This is a genomic window from Pseudomonas tructae (genome assembly GCF_004214895.1).
Lineage (GTDB): Bacteria > Pseudomonadota > Gammaproteobacteria > Pseudomonadales > Pseudomonadaceae > Aquipseudomonas > Aquipseudomonas tructae.
This window is the reverse complement of record NZ_CP035952.1, coordinates 489,071-506,594: the sequence shown is the minus strand read 5'-3', so window position 1 is coordinate 506,594 and position 17,524 is coordinate 489,071. Positions and strand designations below refer to the sequence as shown.

Below are 17,524 nucleotides of genomic sequence, written 5' to 3'. Positions count from 1 at the left end.
GCAAAGAAACCATAACTTGGAATTTACCGATTCCGATATCAAGGACAGCGGTCGCAAGTACGCATACTCGTTTGACTACGACGTGATGCACCCGTACATGATCCGCTCTTTCCAGCCCTTCTTCCGCCCAGGCAGCCTGCTTGAGCTGGGCAGTTTCAAAGGCGAATTCACGCGCCGCTTTCTCGAGCATTTCGACGATATCACCTGCGTCGAAGCGTCCGACGAAGCCCTTGGCGAAGCCCGGGAAAAATTCGGCGACCGGGTCAACTACGTCAATTCGATGTTCGAGACCGTGACCCTGCCACGCCGTTACGACAACATCATCCTCACCCATGTGCTCGAACACCTGGATGACCCGGTTGCAGTGCTGCGCCGGATCAACGACGAGTGGCTGGCAGAAGGCGGGCGCTTCTTTCTCGCGTGCCCGAACGCCAATGCACCATCGCGCCAGATTGCAGTGAAAATGGGCCTGATCAGCCATAACGCCGCGGTTACCCCGGCGGAGCTTGAGCACGGCCATCGCTGCACCTACTCGCTCGATACCCTCGAACGCGATGCAGTAGCCGCCGGGCTGAAAGTGGTGCAGCGTTCAGGCATCTTCTTCAAGGCGTTGGCCAATTTCCAGTGGGACCGCCTGCTGCAAACCGACATCATTTCCGACGAGTACCTCGAAGGCTGCTACCAGTTGGGCCAGCACTACCCAGACCTGTGCTCGAGTATCTTCCTGCTCTGTGAAAAAGGACCTTCCCGTGGCTAAACCCGTGCTGATTTTCCCGGCGGGCATGCCCCGTTCGCTGGCCTACCTGGAGCGAGCTTTGAGCGAAGGGCAACGCGTGGTCGGCTCTTCCTCCCTGGGCCACGACCCTTCCCGTGAAAGCTACCCGGACTGGGTGCACCTGCCCTACGTCACTGCCGCCGACTTCGACGACAAGCTGCGCCAGGCCATCGCCGAGTTCGATATCGGCGGGATCTTTACCCCCAACCCGGTGGTATGGGACTACCTCAGCCGGTGCATTGGCGAGGCGTTCCCGGGGGTGACGCTGGTCAATGCATCACCGGTCGCCAGCGAAGTCGCGCCTTACAACAAGGCCCTGCAGTTTGGCGCCGCGCTACTGGCCGAACCACTGCCGCTGGCTGGGGCTACCGAGCCCAAGCCTGCTCTGAGTGCCCTTGAGCTTGCTGCGCTGTTCCGCCATGCCGAGTCGATTCCCGGCATGTGCGATCATGAAAAAACCCGTGCCTTGTGCGAACTGTTCCGCTACGCGCCACAAGGCGATGTGGTCGAGATTGGCAGCTGGTGGGGTAAATCGGCATTCATCCTCAGCCGCCTGGCCAACTGCTTCAACGTCGGCAAACTGCTGTGCGTCGACCCTTGGTCGAATGAACACCTGATCCAGAACGACGAGAAGGGCCTGGTCGACCGCGTGCCGGTCAATGCCGACGAAGCCCTGACCGTATTCCAGCTCAACCTGCTGCCTTATGCCAATGGTGCAGTGAACTACCTGCGCCTGCCGTCAGTAGAGGCCGCCGTGGCGTACCGTGGCAGCCGTCAGGTCAACACGCCGGCGTTCGGTGCCACCACCTACAGCGGACGCATTGCCGTGCTGCACGTGGACGGCAACCATAGCTACGAGAGCGCCCATGCCGACGTGCAAGCCTGGGCTGACCTGGTGGTGCCCGGTGGCTGGATCATCATCGATGATTACATCTGGCCCTATGGCGACGGCCCGCAACGGGTGGCCGATGCCTTCATCGAACAGCACCTGGATAACATCGACTGCGCCTTTGTCATGGGCAGTGCAATGTTCATCAAGCTGGCCTGACCGCCACCAGGATTTCAGGAACTCGGGCGCACCCCGGCATACAGGGTGCGCTCTGGTAGATCGCACTGCTTGCCCACCGGCAGGTTTGCTAACGCCCCCGACGACCCGCGCACGCTGGTAGCGACCTCAGGGAAACACACACTGAAAAAAAATCCTCCAGCAAACCAGCCTGCAGATAAGGCAAAATGCTACTAACTGATTCGCATTCCTGAATCAGGCATCTGGAATACACCTGCGAGAAGGATCTTTATGAAGCGGTTCGCTTTGACCCCGACCCGGTTGGTCGGGATGCTGTGCTGCCTGTTCGCCCTGAACGTGGCGCAGGCCAAGGATGACGGTACCGACCCCTCCGTCACTATCGAAAAGGACATTCTACGCACCGTGGTTGCCGAAGATGGCAGCTACGCCTCCACCCAGGACCTGGTCCTGCTGATCAACGAAGAACGCGCGATCCAGGCCAAGGCCCAGCAGTCGCTGTACTACAACCGCACTCTGGAAAGCCTCGAAGTAACCCAGGCCTATACCCAGAAGCCCGATGGCCGCAAGGTGCAGGTCAGCCCCGAGCAGATCAAGGAGCAGCAGGAGCAGCAGTCTTCCCGAGCGCCGATGTTCCACGACAGCCTGGTCAAGGTGGTGATTTTCCCGGAAGTGGCGGTGGGCGATCGCCTGGTGCTGAGCTTCAAGAAACAGCGCAAGACCCCGCTGTTCCCAGGTCAGTTCGAAGACCTGGCCATGCCACAGTTCCACCCGACCAAGCAGTTCACGCTGATCTACGACCTGCCGAAAAGCCTCAAGCTCAATGCCGAAGCCAAAGGCTTCAAGGCTTCCAGCCCCAAGGCCGAGGCCGGCCGCAAGGTCTACCAGTGGGATTACGTGCAGGGTGACAACGCCCGTACCGAACTCGGTGCGGTAGCCTATTCGGATTACGGCAAATACCTGGCCGTGTCTACTTTCGCCGACTACAGCGAGTTCGCCAACGCCTACGCGGCGCGCGCCAACAGCGAGGTCACCCCGGCCATCCGCGAACTGGCCGAGAAGCTCACTGCCAAGATCGACGACCCGCGTGACAAGGCCCTGGCCCTGGGCGACTGGGTGCGCCGCAACATTCGCTACGTAGCCGTGTACATTGGCGCCGGTGGTGTGGTGCCGCATGCCGCCGACACCGTGCTGAGCAATCGCTATGGCGACTGCAAGGACCATGTCGCCCTGCTCGAAGCACTACTGGCCGCCGTCAATATCGAGAGCACCCCGGCGCTGATCAATCTCGGCAATGCCTATACCCTGCCCAAGGTGCCGACCCTGGGCGTGATCAACCACGTGATCACCTACATTCCGAGCCTTGACCTGTACCTGGATTCCACCGCCGAAGCCATCGCCAGCGGCTACCTGCCCGCCGCAGTGCTGGACAAGCCCACCGTACTGGCCCGCTCCGGCAAACTCGGCCACACCCCGTCCAACCAGCCAGGGCTGGTGCGCAACAGCACCACCTACACCGTGGCCAGCACCGGTGCCGCCGACTTCGCGCATGACTCGAAGATCGACGGCTGGGCCGCCGAGATGAACCGCTGGATAATGCGCAACATGCAGCCGGCCGAACGCGACCTGCTGACCCAGCGCATCCTTGCCGCCTACGGCCAGCGCGGCAGCGGCAAGATCAGCAGCGATGACCTGGAAAACACCGGCTCGTTCAGCATGCAGATCAATGGCCGTAGTGAAAACCTGGTCAACCTGCCCGGCCCGATCGGTGTGCCGACCTTGACCAGCCTGGCCGGTGGCATCGCCCAGAACGTCTTCGGTTTTGTCGCTGAAAAGCAGCGCACTCAGGACTTCACCTGCATCTCCGGCATCACCGAAGAACAGGCGCGTTTCGAGTTCCCGGCTGACGTCACCATCCTTGCTGCGCCAAAGCCTGTGACCCTCAAGGACAAGCACTTCGACTACAGCGCCGAATATGCCCAGCAAGGCAATAGCCTGGTGATCAAGCGTCGCCTGGACTTCCACTACCCCAAAGCGGTGTGCAGTGCCAAGGACTTCGAGAAAATGAAACCGACGATTGAAGCCATGCTCAATGACCTGAACAGCCAGGTAATCGTCCAGAAGAGCTGATGTGTCGTGCCCTGCCGCACCTTGTGTGCCGCAGGGTACTGCCACCGTTACGCCATCTATGAAATATTTGGTAAACTCCGCGGCGCCCGCTGCTGCGCCCACGCAAGCGAAAACGATCAAAAGGAATTGTCATGGCAATGGTTTTTTGCCGCGGTTGTGCCAAGGAAATCCATGAAACGGCTCCTAGCTGCCCAAAGTGCGGCGCTCCTCAGTATCTTCCCACTACAGCTCAACCTGTCAGCCAGCCATCGTACTGGATGAGCATTACCTCGCTCATCCTCGGGATTCTGTGCGCAGTTACTCTCACCGATGACGGCGAATGGGACAGTGACACCCTTTTTGGGTTGAGCCTATTTGCGCTGGTCGGACTGATCCTGGGTATCCTCAGCCTCATCAATAAAAAGCCGGGAAGCAACATGGCGGTAGCCGGTGCGGCTATGTCGGGCATTTCTCTGTTTGTGTATATCGGACTTTCAGTCAATTAATGTAAGGGACAACAAATGAGTATGGTTTTTTGCCGCGGCTGCGCCAAGGAAATCCACAGCAGCGCCGTGGCCTGCCCTGCCTGCGGCGCGCCGCAAGCAACTGCGCCAGCCGCTGCAACCGCCGCGCCTGCGCCGACCGGCATCTGGTACTTTGAAGTACTGAAGAAGTACGCCGTATTCGCTGGCCGCGCACGCCGCAAGGAATACTGGATGTTCTGCCTGGTCAACGTCCTGGTTGCCGTTGTGTTGGGCATTATCGAAGGCGTGGCCGGTACTGGCGCCATCCTCTCCAACCTGTACAGCCTGGCGGTGCTGCTCCCGGGTATCGCCGTCGGCGTTCGACGCATGCACGATACCGACCGTAGCGGCTGGTGGTTGCTGCTCCCGATCGTCAACCTGATCTTCCTGTGCCAGGACAGCCAGCCAGGCCCGAACCGTTTCGGCCCGAACCCGAAAGGTATCGCTTGATCACGGATTGATCGAGACTCAATGCAAAGCGGCCATCATTGGCCGCTTTTGCATTTTTACGCCCATGACGTTTTTCAATCACATCGATGCCGCTTTCGCCCTTGCCCTGCGGCCATCTGTACACGATTCTGTAGCTATCTGCCGTCACCCACTCCCAGCATCGCAGAGGCCTCTATGAAAACCGTGGCACAGCTTTTAAAAACAAAAGCCCAGCAGCACCACCAGGTGCACACTATTGGGCCTGACCATATGGTGCTCGATGCGCTGAAGTTGATGGCCGAGAAGAACGTCGGTGCCCTGCCAGTGGTGCAGGATGGGCAAGTGGTAGGGATCGTCAGCGAGCGTGACTATGCACGCAAGATGGTACTCAAGGGCCGCAGTTCAGTGGGGACGCCGGTGAGCGCGATCATGAGTGCGCCGGTGATCACCGTCGACCCGCACCAGAATATCGACTACTGCATGAGCATGATGACCAACAGTCACCTGCGCCACCTGCCGGTGGTCGAGAACGGCGAGCTGCTCGGTTTGCTGTCGATCGGTGATCTGGTCAAGGAAGCTATCGCCGAGCAGGCCAACATGATCCTGCAACTGGAACAGTACATTCGCGGCGACTGAATCAGCGGTATTCGCCCTCCAGCTCATCGAGCTGGTGGTCGAAGCTGCGCAGGCGCGCCGACCAGGTATACACCAGCACTTCCAGGTCGCGGTTGAGCACGGCGGCGCCACGGCCGCTGCTTTGCTGTGAGTCGCACAAGTCCAGTTGATAACGTTCCCGGGCCATGGCGGTAGCGACGGTGGACAGCTCCCGGGCGTTGTCCAGCCAGTGCCGGCGGTGGTCGTGGGTTTCGCGATCCAGTTCGCGGCATTGGCGCTTCAAGGCTTCCAGGCTCTGCTCCAGTGGCGTGCCTTCAAGCTCGCCCATCACCTCCTGGAAGGTGCGCCCGGGCTGCCAGTAGCTGCCCCAGAAATAGCGGTCGAACACGGTTTCGACCCGGCGCAGGGCAACTTTGGTGTTCCAGATTGCCACCAGGGTGCGCCCCTGAGCCAACTGACGCTTGCTGACCCGCAGCTGCTGCCAGGCAATCCACGCCAACGCAGTCAGCGCCAGCGCGCCGATCACGCCCCCGGCGGCATAGAGAAACACCAGGGCCTGGCCCAGTTGGTGAGTCTGTTTGATGCCATAGAAATAGCCGACGCTCAGCAGCCCCAAGGCAGTCACGGCGCACCAGAATCCGGCGGCATAGGGATCTTTCATTGGCGCTATCCCCTGTTGTTTTTTCCTGAGCATAGCAACGCCATTCACCGGTAGATGTGCCGCTCAGCGATTATTTTCGTGGACGCCTCAACGCCTCGTTGAGCTGGTCGAACGGCTCTGCCCAGTCAGCGTCATCAAGAATGCTTTGTCTCAGAAAGTCCCGCTGACTCTCGGTCCAGAAGGGCGCATCCACCAGTTTTATTTCGTTTTTCAGCGGCGAATGACTGGTGATGAACTGGTCGATACTTTGCGCATCATCAGCCAGGCCAAGCTGTTTGAAGAGCTCCGAAAACGGATGAATGTTCGGTTCCATGCATAACTCCTTGAGGCCAGGCCGGGCATCCACGACGCCAGCCTGGCAGTGGGTTGATCATCAGCACACCTCACGCACTTCGGCGTTTGGCACCAGTTTCAGGTATTGCGCCATGTTCATGTGGATCAAGTGATCGTGATCACCGGCCTCGACATAGATATCGCCCTGACGGGTCAGGGTCGGGTCGACCAGCATCTTGATCGAGTACGCATCACCCAGCGCCGGAATCGCGCCGCGCTCGCAGTCGCCAAACAGGTGTGGCAGGCCGCTTTCATGGGTCATTTGCCATGCGCCAGTGGCGCGCACCTTGCTCATGTCCAGATGACGGTTGGCCGGCAGTACGGCCATCAGGTAGTTGCCGTGGCGGTCGTCGAGCATGACCGATTTGGCCACCCGTTCAGCGGGCACCCCGGCCGTACGCGCCGACTCAAGGCTGGTGGATGAGTGCGGGTGAGAAACAATGTCGTAATCGCAGCCGGCCTTGTCCAGGCATTGCTGCAGGGTTTTTGCCATACGCATGATGCACCTCCGGATACAACGCCCCCACTTTTGAAGTTTAGGCCGTGCTGCGCCAAGCAGCCGACTAAACTTATTGGACACGCACAGCCCGGGTGAATTCAGGTGAGCGCTCGCTGGTGTCGGCACCTGCTTCTTTTTTTGCTGCTCGGCGTACTGACGAGCGGTGTGGCTGCGCCCGCAAACCCAGTGCTGGTGTTGAGCATCAACGACGCCATCGGCCCGGCCAGCGCCGACTATCTTGTGCGCGGCCTGGAGCAGGCCAAGGTGCAGCAGGCGCAACTGGTGGTGATTCGCCTCGATACCCCCGGTGGGCTCGACAGTTCGATGCGCACCATGATCAAGGCAATCCTCGCAAGCCCCGTACCGATCGTCACCTTTGTCGCCCCCGGTGGCGCCCGCGCGGCCAGCGCCGGGACATACATCCTCTACGCCAGCCACATTGCCGCAATGGCACCTGGCACCAACCTCGGCGCCGCCACACCGGTGCAAATCGGCGGCCTGCCAGGCACGCCAAAGGACCCGGCCGCGCCCACAGGTGACAAGCAAACGCCGAACAATGAACAAGACACCCTGACCCGCAAGCAGGTCAACGACGCCGCAGCCTATATTCGCGGCCTGGCGCAACTGCGCGGGCGCAATGCCGATTGGGCGGAACAGGCGGTGCGCGAATCCGTCAGCCTGCCAGCCAGTGAAGCCCTGCGCCTTAAAGTCATCGACCGCATCGCCAACGACCTGCCCGACCTGCTGCGTCAGCTCGATGGCAAAAGCCTCGAAGCGGCCGGCCAGCCGGTGCAATTGCACACTGCCAACGTGAGCATCATCGAGCGCGAGCCGGACTGGCGCACGCGCCTGCTGGCGGTGATCACCAACCCCAGTGTGGCGCTGATTCTGATCATGATCGGCATCTACGGCTTGATGTTCGAGTTCATGAGCCCGGGCTCCGGGGTTGGCGGGGTGGTTGGCGGCATCTGCCTGCTGGTGGCGCTGTACGCCTTGCAGTTGCTGCCGGTGAACTATGCCGGTGCGGCGCTGATCATGCTCGGTATCGCGTTCATGATTGCCGAGGCGTTCTTGCCCAGTTTCGGCGTGGTCGGCTTTGGCGGCATCGTCGCTTTCGTGGTCGGTGCGGTGATCCTGATGGATACCGATGTGCCCGGCTTTGGCATCCCCATCGCCTTGATCCTGAGCCTTGCCCTGCTCTCAGCGCTGCTGCTCGGCGGGGTGCTGGGCATGGCCATGAAGGCGCGCAAGCGAGCGTTGGTCAGCGGTGACGCCGGGCTGGTGGGCAGCCTGGCGACGGTGATGGCGGTCAATGACAGTGATCCGTTCATCGGGTCCGTACAAGCGCAGGGTGAGCAGTGGCAAGCCCAGTGCCAGACACCCCTGCAGGTGGGGCAATGCGTCCGGGTGATCACTCGCAAGGGCGTACAACTGGACGTCAGCGCCGAGGCCGAAGTGCCTGCGCGAGGAGACTGAGATGTTTTTCGAACTGGGCTTTGGCGCCTTGCTGGCACTGCTGGCGGTGCTGTTGCTGTCGGCGTTTCGCATCCTGCGCGAATACGAGCGGGGCGTGGTGTTCCAGCTCGGGCGCTTCTGGCGGGTCAAGGGGCCGGGGCTGGTGTTGCTGATTCCGGGGATCCAGCAGATGGTCCGGGTCGACCTGCGCACCATCGTCCTCGATGTCCCGCCGCAGGACGTCATCACCCGCGACAACGTGTCGGTCAAGGTCAACGCCGTGTTGTACTTTCGCGTCCTCGACCCGCAGAAGGCAATCATCCAGGTCGAGGACTTTCTCATGGCCACCAGCCAGCTGGCCCAGACCACATTGCGTGCGGTGCTCGGCAAGCATGAGCTGGATGAACTGCTGGCCGAGCGGGAGCGGCTGAACCTGGACATTCGCCAGGTACTGGATGCGCAAACCGATGCCTGGGGCATCAAGGTAGCCAACGTCGAGATCAAGCATGTCGACCTCAACGAGTCGATGATCCGCGCCATTGCCCGTCAGGCCGAAGCCGAACGCGAACGACGGGCCAAAGTGATCCATGCCGAAGGTGAACTGCAGGCCTCGGAGAAGCTGATGCAGGCAGCGCAAATGCTCAGCCGCCAGTCGGGGGCGATGCAACTGCGCTATATGCAGACCCTGGGCAGCATTGCCGGCGACAAATCGTCGACCATCGTGTTTCCGTTGCCGATCGAGATGCTCAAGGGGTTTGTGGACAAGTGAGATTTATCGCGGGGCAAGCCCGCTCCCACTTGCCCCGCGATGCGATCTACCAGCCACCCCCCAACGCCAGAAACAACCCGATCTGCCCCATCGCCACCTGGGTGTTGGCCGCCGCCAGCTGCGCGCGCATGTCAGTGTAGGTGCGGGTCGCCTGCAGGTCCGCAAGGAACGACTCGCGCCCGGCCTGGTAAAAGCGATGGGTCTGCTGCGCCGCCAACTGCGCCGAGCGCTCGGCATCGGCCAGGGCATCGCGTCGCGCCAGCAAGGCGCTGTACTGCGCAAGGCTGGTCTGGGTTTCGCGAATGGCGTTGAGCACCACACCATCAAAATGCGCCAGCGCCGCCTGGGTCGAGGCCTCAGCTTCACGTATGCGTGCCCGCGAGCCATTGGTCGGTACATTCCAGGTCAGCAATGGGCCGAAGCCCCAACGGTTGGTTGCAGGCTCTGCGAGGTTATCCAGAATCCCGATAGTGCCCACCTGGGCACCGATGCTGATATCCGGATACAGCTGCCCTGTGGCCACGCCGATGGTTGCGGTGGCCGCCGCCAGGCTGCGCTCGGCCTGACGGATATCCGGGCGGCGCTTGAGCAATGCGGCGCCATCACCCACCGGCAATACCTGGGCGATATGCGGCAGCTCAGCGCAATCAGCGGTACCGGCCGGTAACTGCCTGACCGGTGTGGCCAGCAACATCGACAAGCTGTATAGCCCCGCTTCGCGCGCGGCCTGATAACGCGGCAATTCGGCGCGCAAGGATTTGAACTGGGTCTGCGAACGAGTCACCTGGGTTTCGTCACCGCGCCCGGCGTCACGCAGGCGCTGGGTCAGGGTCACACTCTGCTCCTGCAGGTCCAGGGACTGATGGGCAATGTGGTATTCCTCGTTGGCCGCGCACACCTGGGTGTAGGCGCGCACCACATCCGCCACCAGGGTGATGCGTGCAGTATCGGCCGCGGCCTGGGTCGCGTCGGCATTGGCCTGGGCGGCCTCGACGCCACGCTTGAGGGTGCCCCACAGGTCAAACTGGTAGGAGGCGCTGATGATCGCCTCGCCAACGTTGGCGACCGGCACTTTCTCCGGCTGCAGGAAAGCTTCGCCAGACTCCTGCAAACGCTGGGCGCCCAGCTTCACACCGCCGTTGAGGCCACCTCGGGCCTCGGCTTCTTCGACCTGAGCGCGGGCCCTGGCAATGTTCGCCGCCGCCACGCGCAACTCGCTGTTGGCCGCCAGGGCCTGACGTACCAGCTCATTGAGGCGCTCGTCCTGGTACAGGTGCCACCAGTCCTTGGGCACAGGCGCCGATACCACGCTGCCAGCGTCCTGGCGCAATTCGCCCTGCAGGTCAGCGCGCTGGAGCGCAGCATTCTTCGGCACGTGGTAATCCGGCCCGACCATCTGGCAGGCCGACAGCAGCAGGCTCAGGCCAAGCAGCGACAGCCGTTTCATTGCCCGTTGCCTTCAAGGATCGACACCGTCGCGGTACGCCCGGCGATCATGCGAAAGTCCGCAGGCACTTCATCGAAGGCAATGCGCACCGGGATCCGTTGCGCCAGGCGCACCCAGCTGAACGCCGGGTTGACGTTGGGCAGCAGGTTGGCGCCGCTGCTGCGGTCACGGTCTTCAATGCCGGCAGCGATGCTCTGCACCTGCCCGCGCAAGCGCGTGTTGTCACCCATCACCCGGATATCCACAGCCTGGCCGATATGAATGCCGGACAGCTTGGTCTCTTCGAAGTAGCCATCGACATGGTAGGAATCGCTGTCGACCACCGACAGCACCGGGCGCCCGGCGCTGACGAACTCGTGGGCGCGCGGGGCGCGGTCGTTGAGGTAGCCATCAACCGGGCTGCGCACCACCGAACGGTCGAGGTTCAGCTGGGCGGCATCCACTGCCACCTGGGCTTGGGCCAGGGCCGACTCGGCACGGGCCTGGCGCGACTGGCTTTCTTCCAGTTGCTCTTGCGCCACCAGGTTGCCCAGGCCGCGGTTACGCCGGGCTTCACGCTGGGCCTGGGCCAGTGTTTCCTTGTGCTCGGCCAGGGTCGCCTGGGCCTGACGCAGGGCCAGGTGGAAACGGTCCTGGTCGATGGTGAACAGCACGTCGCCGCGCTTGACCACCTGGTTGTCGCGCACTTCGACCTGCTGGATCAGACCGGAGACATCCGGCGCGATCTGGATCACATCGGCGCGGATGTGCCCGTCACGGGTCCAGGGCGCGAACATGTAGTACATGACCATCTGCCAGACCAGCACGGTCGCCAGGGTCACTACCAGCAGGGTCAGGACCACGCGGCCCAGGGTCAACAAAGGTTTTTTCATGGCAGCATCAGGTTTCGGCAAAAGTGATCGACCGTGCCGAGCAGCACGGCGTACAGCGCAACGTTGAACAGCGCCCGGTGCCAGACCAGGCGGTAGAAATGCACCCGGTTGAGCAGCGCGTGCACCCCCAGGAACAACAGATAGGTGACTACCATCATCACCAGCAGCGTGGGCAGGAATACCCCGCTGATATCCAGGTCTCCGATCACAGCGGCGCTCCATCGATACCGTAAGGCAGTTGTGGCTGATCGTCGGAGGGCGCAAGCACCACCTCGACACCCGGCAACAGCGCCAGGCGCAGGCCGCTCAGGGCGTGCAACAGGTGCACGCGGGCTTCTGCGCTGTCGGCCAGATCGTTGAGGTTCAGGGCGCGGCGGGCGCGCTCCATGCTTTGCAGCAGCTCGTGCGGTGCATGCAGGCGACGGCGCGCGTCCAGGCAGGCCTGGAAGTGTTCACCGACCTCTCCCACGACCCTTTCCAGCAACTGGCGCGGCTGTGCGCCTACCCGTGGCATGTAGGCCAGCAGATCAAGCAGGTTCAGGCCCACGCGCAGGTCACGCAGGGCGCTGCCGGTGTCCTGGCCGGTCTGGGTCAGGCGCGGCAGTTGCTGCATCAGCCGGTCGAGCATCTGCACGCCCAGGTGACGGTGCTCGGCCAGCGTGGCCGGCTGGGTCATGCCGACGATGTCGTGCCAGCTAAAGCGGGTCAGGCGCTTGGCCGCCAGCTCCACGCCGAACGGGCGCACCACCACGGTCCAGATGAAGGCAAACAGCAAGCCCACCGGCCCGGCCAGATTGGCATTGATAAAGGTCAGGAAGTTGGCGTCGTAGGCGCCCTGGATGCTGATGAAGGACGCGGTGTTGACGATAGTCAGCAAGGTGCCCAGGTAAAAGCGCGGCTGCACGGTCAGGGTACCGACGCAGATGCATGGCACGGCGAAGGCCAGCACCAGCATGGGGAAGTCGTGCAGGTTGGGCAGCACCAGGAACAGGTAGAGGCTGGCGAACAGCACCGACAACGAGGTCCAGAAAAAAAAACGGTAGATCTGCGGCGCCGGGTCGTCCATGGCGGCAAAGAAGCTGCAAGCCACGGCGGCGAGGATCACCGCACTGCCGCCATCGTCCCAACCAAGCAGAATCCACAGCGCCGTGGCAGCGATAATTGCCGTGACCGTGGAGAACACCGAATAGAGCATCAGCCCACGGTCGAAAAACGGCGTCAGCCGGCCCAGGCGCCAGTGCCGGTAGACCGCGCGCCAGGGCGAAAGGTCTTCGCTACGAATCGCGTGCTGCAAGCTGCAGCAGTCCTGCCACAGATCGACCCATTCGGCCAGGCGATAGAGCGCATTGGACAGCAGTAGCGCGGCACGCTCGTCCAGGGCTGCGGCGCTCGGTTGCAGGTGTTCAATGCGCGCCCGCAGCGCTGACCAGCGCGCCGGGGCCGGGCCTTGCGCGGTGCCTTGCAACCACGCCCGGGCCTCGGCCAGCAACGGCTGCAACAGCTCGGTCTGGGCCGGGGCGCGGCCTTCGAGGGCGAGCAAGGCGTCGTCCAGGGCATCGATCACCGGCAGCAGATGGATCATTCGCCCGCGCAGCTCGCGAGCGTTCTTCACCGTTTGCGGGCGTGCCCCTTCATGAGACAACTGGCCGATCATCAACTCCAGCGAGTTGAAGGTGACAACCATCGAGGCACGCAATCCCCCGACCTTGTCGGCGCTGGCTTCACGGGCCAGAAAGGTGTCGCTGTAGCGGATCGCCTCGTTGAACCAGTTGCCGGTGGCGCCTACCAGCACCGGAGTCAGGCGCCGCGGCCAGAAGATCGCCCCGACCACGGCCGCGCAGACAATGCCCAGGCAGATTTCCTGGGCCCGCGACGAGGCAATGTCGAATACCTCCAGCGGGTTGTCGACCACCGGCAGGGCAATCATTGGCAAGGTGTACCCGGCGAGCATCAGCGCATAGCTGTTGGCGGTGCGCAGGTGCAACGAGAGAAACAGCAAGGTGCCGGTCCACAAAGCCACGGCAACGCTCAGCAGCACTGGCGTCTGCACCAGCAGCGGCACCAGGAACACCGCCCCGGCAGCGCCGAGCAAGGTGCCCATGGCGCGGTACAGGGCCTTGGAACTGGTAGGGCCGACAAACGGACTGGAAACGATATATACCGTGGCCATGGCCCAGTAAGGCCGTGGCAGCTGCATCAGCAGGGCGATGTACAGGGCGATCATCGAGGCGGCGAAGGTGCGTACGCCGTAGAACCAGTCGCGCGCAGGCGGCATCGAGCTGAAAAAACCTTTCACGCTGACACGCCCGGGGCACGCGGCACACGCAGGTTAGCCACCAGCGTACCGCTGCCGATGTTGAGTTGCAGTGCGTCAAAGGTCATGAAGGGAGGTTCGAGGCTATATTCATAGTTTGCTAACTATCAATATTCTTCGATCACCGCCCCTGCCGTCAAGCTCAGGGTTGCAGCTGGTCGTCCAGCTTCATGTTCAGCGCCAGCTTGCTGCCCAGGCTGATTGCCTGCTCGCGCCAGAACAGATAGCGCAGGGCATCATTGGCCTCGCTGAAGTGCACCGCCAGCTCTTCAGCGGCCTGCATGACCCCAGCCACGGCGGCCAGCTCCAGCCAGTAGACAGCGGCCTTGGTGTCGGCGTTGACCGCCTGGCCATGCAGCAGTCGGTGACCAATCTCGAAGCGACAACGGGCGTCGCCGCGCTGGGCGCCGCGCAGGAACCAGCGATAGGCCTGCTGCAGGTCGATTTGCCAGTCCTGCGGATCGCTGTCGCAGATTTCTTCCTCGTAGAGATCACCCAGCGCTGCGGCGGCGTGCTCCAGGCCGCGCTCGAACGCTTGCTGGTAATACTCGGCGGCGCTGGCATAGGCCACTTCCACGCCCTTGCCGAAATAGTGCTGCTGGCCCAGGTTGAACCAGGCCGCCGCACTGCCCTGCAAGGCCGCCATACGCAGCAGGTGCCCGGCCAGGGTCGGGTCGGCGCGCCAGTACTTGCCGTTGAGCCAGATCCAGCCCAGGTCGTTGAGCGCGCCGACGTTGCCTTCCAGGGCCAGGGCGCGCAGGTCGTCGTACACCGCTTGCAGGTCGGCGGCTTCGTCCAGGCGGCTGATCAGGCTGAAACTCTCGCCCAGCACTGCCCGCTGGCTGGGCATGCCGACCCCGGCGTACAACCGCTGCAAGCGGCCTGGCCGGCCGTGCGCAGGGATGATCCGCTCGGGCAGCAGGCGCTCAAGCAGTGGGTAAATATTGCTGGCAGCTGACATGTTCGTCCTCATTGAACTACCCACAGATCCAACAGCGGGAGTGATGAGGCGTGATTCTGCGCACGATCACGACAAAACCTGTCGCGAACGATTCGGTTAGGGCACTCAACTGCTTCATCCTTGATCTGGATACATAAATGGCTAATTGCCATATCACAACGCTGGCGCCATGCTACAACCGCAAGCCTAGACAAGGACGCCACCTTTTGCCCTCTGCCACGACCCGTGCCACCCTCAGCCGCCAATGGGAGTTGCTGCGCCAGTTGCCCAGCCGCTCACCGGGGGTCACCAGTGCCGAGTTGGTGGGCCGCCTGCAGGACGCAGGCTTCACCATCAGCAAGCGCAGCATCGAACGCGACCTCAATGAGCTCTCGCTGATCTTTCCGTTGGAGCGCAACGACAAGAGCATCCCGTACGGTTGGCACTGGGCGGCCAACGCCTGCATCGAATTGCGCGGTATCAGTGTCAGCGAGGCGCTGAGCCTGGCGCTGGTAGAAGAGGCCGTACGGCCGCTGTTGCCGGGGAGCATGCTCAAGGTGCTCGACCCGCGTTTCAGTCATGCTCGGCAGAAGCTTGAACACCTGTCGGGGGCAAACAAGGTCGCACGCTGGCTGGACAAGGTCGCCAGCGTGCGACCGGACATGAACATGCAGGCACCGGAAGTACCCGACAGCATCCTTGAGACCGTGCAGCACGCACTGCTCGAGGAGTATCAGTTGCACTGCCATTACTATTCGGCGCACAACGACAAGCTCAGCGAACTGACCCTCAACCCGCTTGCGTTGATCCAACGCGGCCAGGTCGGTTACCTGATCGCCAGCGCCGCGCCCTGTAGCGATATTCGCCAGTTTGCCGTGCATCGCTTTCGCAAGCTACGCATCCTCGACAGCCCCACCGAAGGCCTGCACGCCTTCGACTTGCAGGCGTACTTGCGCAGCGATGCCCTGCAGTTCGGTGATACCGACAAGATCGAACTTCAGGCCTGGATCAGCGACAACCTCGCCCGCCTGGTGCGCGAGACGCCGTTGTCGGCAGACATGCACTTGACTGCGCTGGACGTTGGCCATCGCCTGCAGGCCACTGTCAGCAACAGCTGGCAGTTGCGCTGGTGGCTGCTGAGCCAGGGCGATGGGTTGATCGTCGAGCAACCGCTGAGCTTGCGCCAGCAGATTGCCGAAACCCTCAGCAATGCTGCAGCGCAGTACCAGTCAGCCTGAGCAGGGCTTACTCTGAGACATACTGTGGGAGCGGCGGTGCGACGCCTCGACTTGCCCCGCGATAGCGTCCTGTCAGCCACATCGCATCGCGGGGCAAGCCCGCTCCCACAGGGGCATCGCCAGCTTTTAAAAAGCTGTGCAAGACCGTTGCTCCCACCTAACGCTCGCGCAAGGCCTCGGCCCGTGCCCGGATAATCGGCTTGAGCAGGTAGCTCAGCACGCTCTTCTTGCCGGTGATGATGTCCACCGAAGCCACCATCCCCGGGATGATCAGCAACGGTTTGTCATCGGTACCCAGGTGGCTGCGCTCGGTGCGCAGCTTGATCACGTAGAAGGTGTTCTTGTCTTCATCGGTGATGGTGTCGGCGCCGATCTGTTCGAGCTTGGCCTTGAGGCCGCCGTAGATGGTGAAGTCATAGGCGGTGAACTTGACCATCGCCTCCTGCCCCGGGTGCAGGAAGGCAATGTCTTGCGGGCGAATGCGCGCTTCGACCAGCAAGGTGTCGTCCAGCGGCACGATTTCGACCAGGTCGCTGCCCGGCTGGATCACACCGCCAACGGTGTTGACCAGCAGTTGCTTGACGATCCCGCGCACCGGCGAGGTGACCAGGGTCCGGTTGACCCGGTCGTCCAGCGCCTTGCCGGTGGCCTGGGCCTTGCTCAGGTCGGTGCGGGCCTCGTTGAGTTGGGTCAGGGCTTCGCTGCGGAACTTGCCGCGGGTTTCGTCGATTTTGCGCTCGACTTCCTTGACCGCCGATTCGGCGCGCGGAATCGCCAGCGTGGTCGCATCCAGCTGGCCGCGGTTTTCTACCTCGGCACGTTTGAGGCGCAGCACCTCCACCTGGGAAATCGCGCCCTGCGCCACTAACGGCTCGGACATGCTGATTTCCTGGCGCAGCAGCTGCAAGCTGTTGCGGTACTGGGCCTGCTTGGAGCTGAATTCGCGCAATTCCTGCTGGCGCTGCACCAGTTGCTCCTGCAAGCCACCAATTTCGTCCTGCAGCTGCTGGCGGCGGCTCTTGTACAGGGCCTCTTCGTTGGCGGCCTGGCTCGGCGCGGCCTTGCGGATCTCTTCGTCGATCTTCAGCGGCCGGTCTTCAACCTCGGCGCTCAGGCGCTCGACGCGCAGGGCCATGGCCAGTCGATCGGCTTCGGTCTCACCGACGTTGGAGACGAAGCGGGTGTCGTCCAGGCGCAGCAACGGGTCGCCAATCTCGACAATCTCGCCTTCTTTGGCGTAGATCTGCGCAACGATACCGCCTTCGAGGTTCTGGATTTTCTGCAGTTTCGACGACGGGATCGCCTTGCCTTCACCACGGGTGACTTCATCGATAATGGCGAAGTTGGCCCACAGGCCCAAGAACAGGAAGAAACCGATCACCCCCCAGATGGTCAGGCGCACGATGCGCGGGGCATCCTCGATCAGCGCCTTGTTGACCTCGGGCAGCGGCTGGCCGCTGAGCGATTCGGAACCTTTGAAGTACTTGCGCAGGCTGTCCTTGATCTGGCCCATATCCATC

Annotated in this window: 18 protein-coding genes; 9 read left to right on the top strand and 9 right to left on the bottom strand. The window is 62.3% G+C overall.

Features of this window, described 5'->3' with window-relative positions:
• Window positions 1–16 precede the first annotated feature (16 nt).
• From EXN22_RS02330 to EXN22_RS02305, 6 genes are all read left to right on the top strand, one after another.
• The gene (locus tag EXN22_RS02330; RefSeq protein ID WP_233281675.1) at window positions 17–757 is read left to right on the top strand and encodes a class I SAM-dependent methyltransferase; all 741 of its coding nucleotides are present in this window, start codon (window positions 17–19) and stop codon (window positions 755–757) included.
• Entirely contained in the window at window positions 750–1,823 is a 1,074-nt protein-coding gene (locus EXN22_RS02325) for a class I SAM-dependent methyltransferase (protein WP_130262272.1), read from the top strand. Before EXN22_RS02330 ends, EXN22_RS02325 begins: the two co-directional genes overlap by 8 nt.
• A gap of 249 nt (window positions 1,824–2,072) precedes the next feature.
• Window positions 2,073–3,929: a DUF3857 domain-containing transglutaminase family protein gene (locus EXN22_RS02320; protein ID WP_130262271.1), complete on the top strand. Its 1,857-nt coding sequence runs from the start codon at window positions 2,073–2,075 to the stop codon at window positions 3,927–3,929.
• 131 nt (window positions 3,930–4,060) lie between these two features.
• Complete coding sequence (locus tag EXN22_RS02315; RefSeq protein ID WP_130262270.1) at window positions 4,061–4,414, top strand: DUF4190 domain-containing protein; 354 nt, start codon at window positions 4,061–4,063, stop codon at window positions 4,412–4,414.
• 15 nt (window positions 4,415–4,429) lie between these two features.
• A complete protein-coding gene (locus EXN22_RS02310) occupies window positions 4,430–4,882 on the top strand; it encodes a DUF805 domain-containing protein (RefSeq protein WP_130262269.1) in 453 nt (150 codons plus the stop codon).
• A 174-nt stretch (window positions 4,883–5,056) separates the two neighbouring features.
• Complete coding sequence (locus tag EXN22_RS02305) at window positions 5,057–5,497, top strand: CBS domain-containing protein (protein ID WP_130262268.1); 441 nt, start codon at window positions 5,057–5,059, stop codon at window positions 5,495–5,497.
• Between the two features lies 1 nt (window position 5,498).
• Here the strand turns inward: EXN22_RS02305 and EXN22_RS02300 are convergent, their stop codons facing one another.
• The 3 genes from EXN22_RS02300 to EXN22_RS02290 form a co-directional block, all read right to left on the bottom strand.
• Entirely contained in the window at window positions 5,499–6,137 is a 639-nt protein-coding gene (locus EXN22_RS02300; protein ID WP_130262267.1) for an NADH:ubiquinone oxidoreductase subunit N, read from the bottom strand.
• A gap of 70 nt (window positions 6,138–6,207) precedes the next feature.
• The gene (locus tag EXN22_RS02295; RefSeq protein ID WP_130262266.1) at window positions 6,208–6,450 is read right to left on the bottom strand and encodes a DUF2789 domain-containing protein; all 243 of its coding nucleotides are present in this window, start codon (window positions 6,448–6,450) and stop codon (window positions 6,208–6,210) included.
• A 60-nt stretch (window positions 6,451–6,510) separates the two neighbouring features.
• Window positions 6,511–6,969 carry an aminoacyl-tRNA deacylase gene (locus EXN22_RS02290; RefSeq protein WP_130262265.1) on the bottom strand — a complete coding sequence of 153 codons (459 nt, stop codon included), beginning with the start codon at window positions 6,967–6,969 and terminating at the stop codon, window positions 6,511–6,513.
• Window positions 6,970–7,071: 102 nt separating this feature from the next.
• Here EXN22_RS02290 and EXN22_RS02285 point away from each other — a divergent pair, with 102 nt between their 5' ends.
• The gene (locus tag EXN22_RS02285) at window positions 7,072–8,445 is read left to right on the top strand and encodes an NfeD family protein (protein ID WP_130262264.1); all 1,374 of its coding nucleotides are present in this window, start codon (window positions 7,072–7,074) and stop codon (window positions 8,443–8,445) included.
• Window position 8,446: 1 nt separating this feature from the next.
• Window positions 8,447–9,193: a slipin family protein gene (locus tag EXN22_RS02280; protein WP_130262263.1), complete on the top strand. Its 747-nt coding sequence runs from the start codon at window positions 8,447–8,449 to the stop codon at window positions 9,191–9,193.
• Window positions 9,194–9,239: 46 nt separating this feature from the next.
• On the opposite strand, the gene EXN22_RS02275 is transcribed toward EXN22_RS02280, so the two are convergent.
• The 5 genes from EXN22_RS02275 to EXN22_RS02255 form a co-directional block, all read right to left on the bottom strand.
• Window positions 9,240–10,640, bottom strand: a complete 1,401-nt coding sequence (locus EXN22_RS02275) for an efflux transporter outer membrane subunit (RefSeq protein WP_130262262.1) — start codon at window positions 10,638–10,640, stop codon at window positions 9,240–9,242.
• Window positions 10,637–11,512, bottom strand: a complete 876-nt coding sequence (locus EXN22_RS02270) for an efflux RND transporter periplasmic adaptor subunit (RefSeq protein WP_130262261.1) — start codon at window positions 11,510–11,512, stop codon at window positions 10,637–10,639. The genes EXN22_RS02275 and EXN22_RS02270 overlap by 4 nt, the downstream gene beginning before the upstream one ends.
• The gene (locus EXN22_RS02265) at window positions 11,509–11,721 is read right to left on the bottom strand and encodes a DUF1656 domain-containing protein (RefSeq protein WP_045201729.1); all 213 of its coding nucleotides are present in this window, start codon (window positions 11,719–11,721) and stop codon (window positions 11,509–11,511) included. The genes EXN22_RS02270 and EXN22_RS02265 overlap by 4 nt, the downstream gene beginning before the upstream one ends.
• Window positions 11,718–13,808, bottom strand: a complete 2,091-nt coding sequence (locus tag EXN22_RS02260; RefSeq protein ID WP_130262260.1) for an FUSC family protein — start codon at window positions 13,806–13,808, stop codon at window positions 11,718–11,720. Before EXN22_RS02260 ends, EXN22_RS02265 begins: the two co-directional genes overlap by 4 nt.
• Window positions 13,809–13,968: 160 nt before the next feature.
• Window positions 13,969–14,787 carry a tetratricopeptide repeat protein gene (locus EXN22_RS02255; protein ID WP_130262259.1) on the bottom strand — a complete coding sequence of 273 codons (819 nt, stop codon included), beginning with the start codon at window positions 14,785–14,787 and terminating at the stop codon, window positions 13,969–13,971.
• A 206-nt stretch (window positions 14,788–14,993) separates the two neighbouring features.
• On the opposite strand from EXN22_RS02255, the gene EXN22_RS02250 reads away from it, so the two are divergent.
• The gene (locus EXN22_RS02250) at window positions 14,994–16,004 is read left to right on the top strand and encodes a helix-turn-helix transcriptional regulator (protein WP_130262258.1); all 1,011 of its coding nucleotides are present in this window, start codon (window positions 14,994–14,996) and stop codon (window positions 16,002–16,004) included.
• A 157-nt stretch (window positions 16,005–16,161) separates the two neighbouring features.
• Here the strand turns inward: EXN22_RS02250 and EXN22_RS02245 are convergent, their stop codons facing one another.
• Window positions 16,162–17,523, bottom strand: coding sequence for an HlyD family type I secretion periplasmic adaptor subunit (locus tag EXN22_RS02245; protein WP_165392269.1), 1,362 nt, complete (start codon window positions 17,521–17,523; stop codon window positions 16,162–16,164).
• Between the last annotated feature and the right edge of the window lies 1 nt (window position 17,524).

Excerpts from the sequence above, each read along its gene's own strand:
- EXN22_RS02320 (WP_130262271.1), top strand. The coding sequence starts at position 2,073 with ATGAAGCGGTTCGCTTTGACCCCGACCCGGTTGGTCGGGATGCTGTGC.
- EXN22_RS02315 (WP_130262270.1), top strand. The coding sequence starts at position 4,061 with ATGGCAATGGTTTTTTGCCGCGGTTGTGCCAAGGAAATCCATGAAACG.
- EXN22_RS02255 (WP_130262259.1), bottom strand. The coding sequence starts at position 14,787 with ATGTCAGCTGCCAGCAATATTTACCCACTGCTTGAGCGCCTGCTGCCC.
- EXN22_RS02300 (WP_130262267.1), bottom strand. The coding sequence starts at position 6,137 with ATGAAAGATCCCTATGCCGCCGGATTCTGGTGCGCCGTGACTGCCTTG.
- EXN22_RS02295 (WP_130262266.1), bottom strand. The coding sequence starts at position 6,450 with ATGGAACCGAACATTCATCCGTTTTCGGAGCTCTTCAAACAGCTTGGC.
- EXN22_RS02275 (WP_130262262.1), bottom strand. The coding sequence starts at position 10,640 with ATGAAACGGCTGTCGCTGCTTGGCCTGAGCCTGCTGCTGTCGGCCTGC.
- EXN22_RS02310 (WP_130262269.1), top strand. The coding sequence starts at position 4,430 with ATGAGTATGGTTTTTTGCCGCGGCTGCGCCAAGGAAATCCACAGCAGC.
- EXN22_RS02245 (WP_165392269.1), bottom strand. The coding sequence starts at position 17,523 with ATGGATATGGGCCAGATCAAGGACAGCCTGCGCAAGTACTTCAAAGGT.
- EXN22_RS02305 (WP_130262268.1), top strand. The coding sequence starts at position 5,057 with ATGAAAACCGTGGCACAGCTTTTAAAAACAAAAGCCCAGCAGCACCAC.
- EXN22_RS02280 (WP_130262263.1), top strand. The coding sequence starts at position 8,447 with ATGTTTTTCGAACTGGGCTTTGGCGCCTTGCTGGCACTGCTGGCGGTG.
- EXN22_RS02290 (WP_130262265.1), bottom strand. The coding sequence starts at position 6,969 with ATGCGTATGGCAAAAACCCTGCAGCAATGCCTGGACAAGGCCGGCTGC.
- EXN22_RS02270 (WP_130262261.1), bottom strand. The coding sequence starts at position 11,512 with ATGAAAAAACCTTTGTTGACCCTGGGCCGCGTGGTCCTGACCCTGCTG.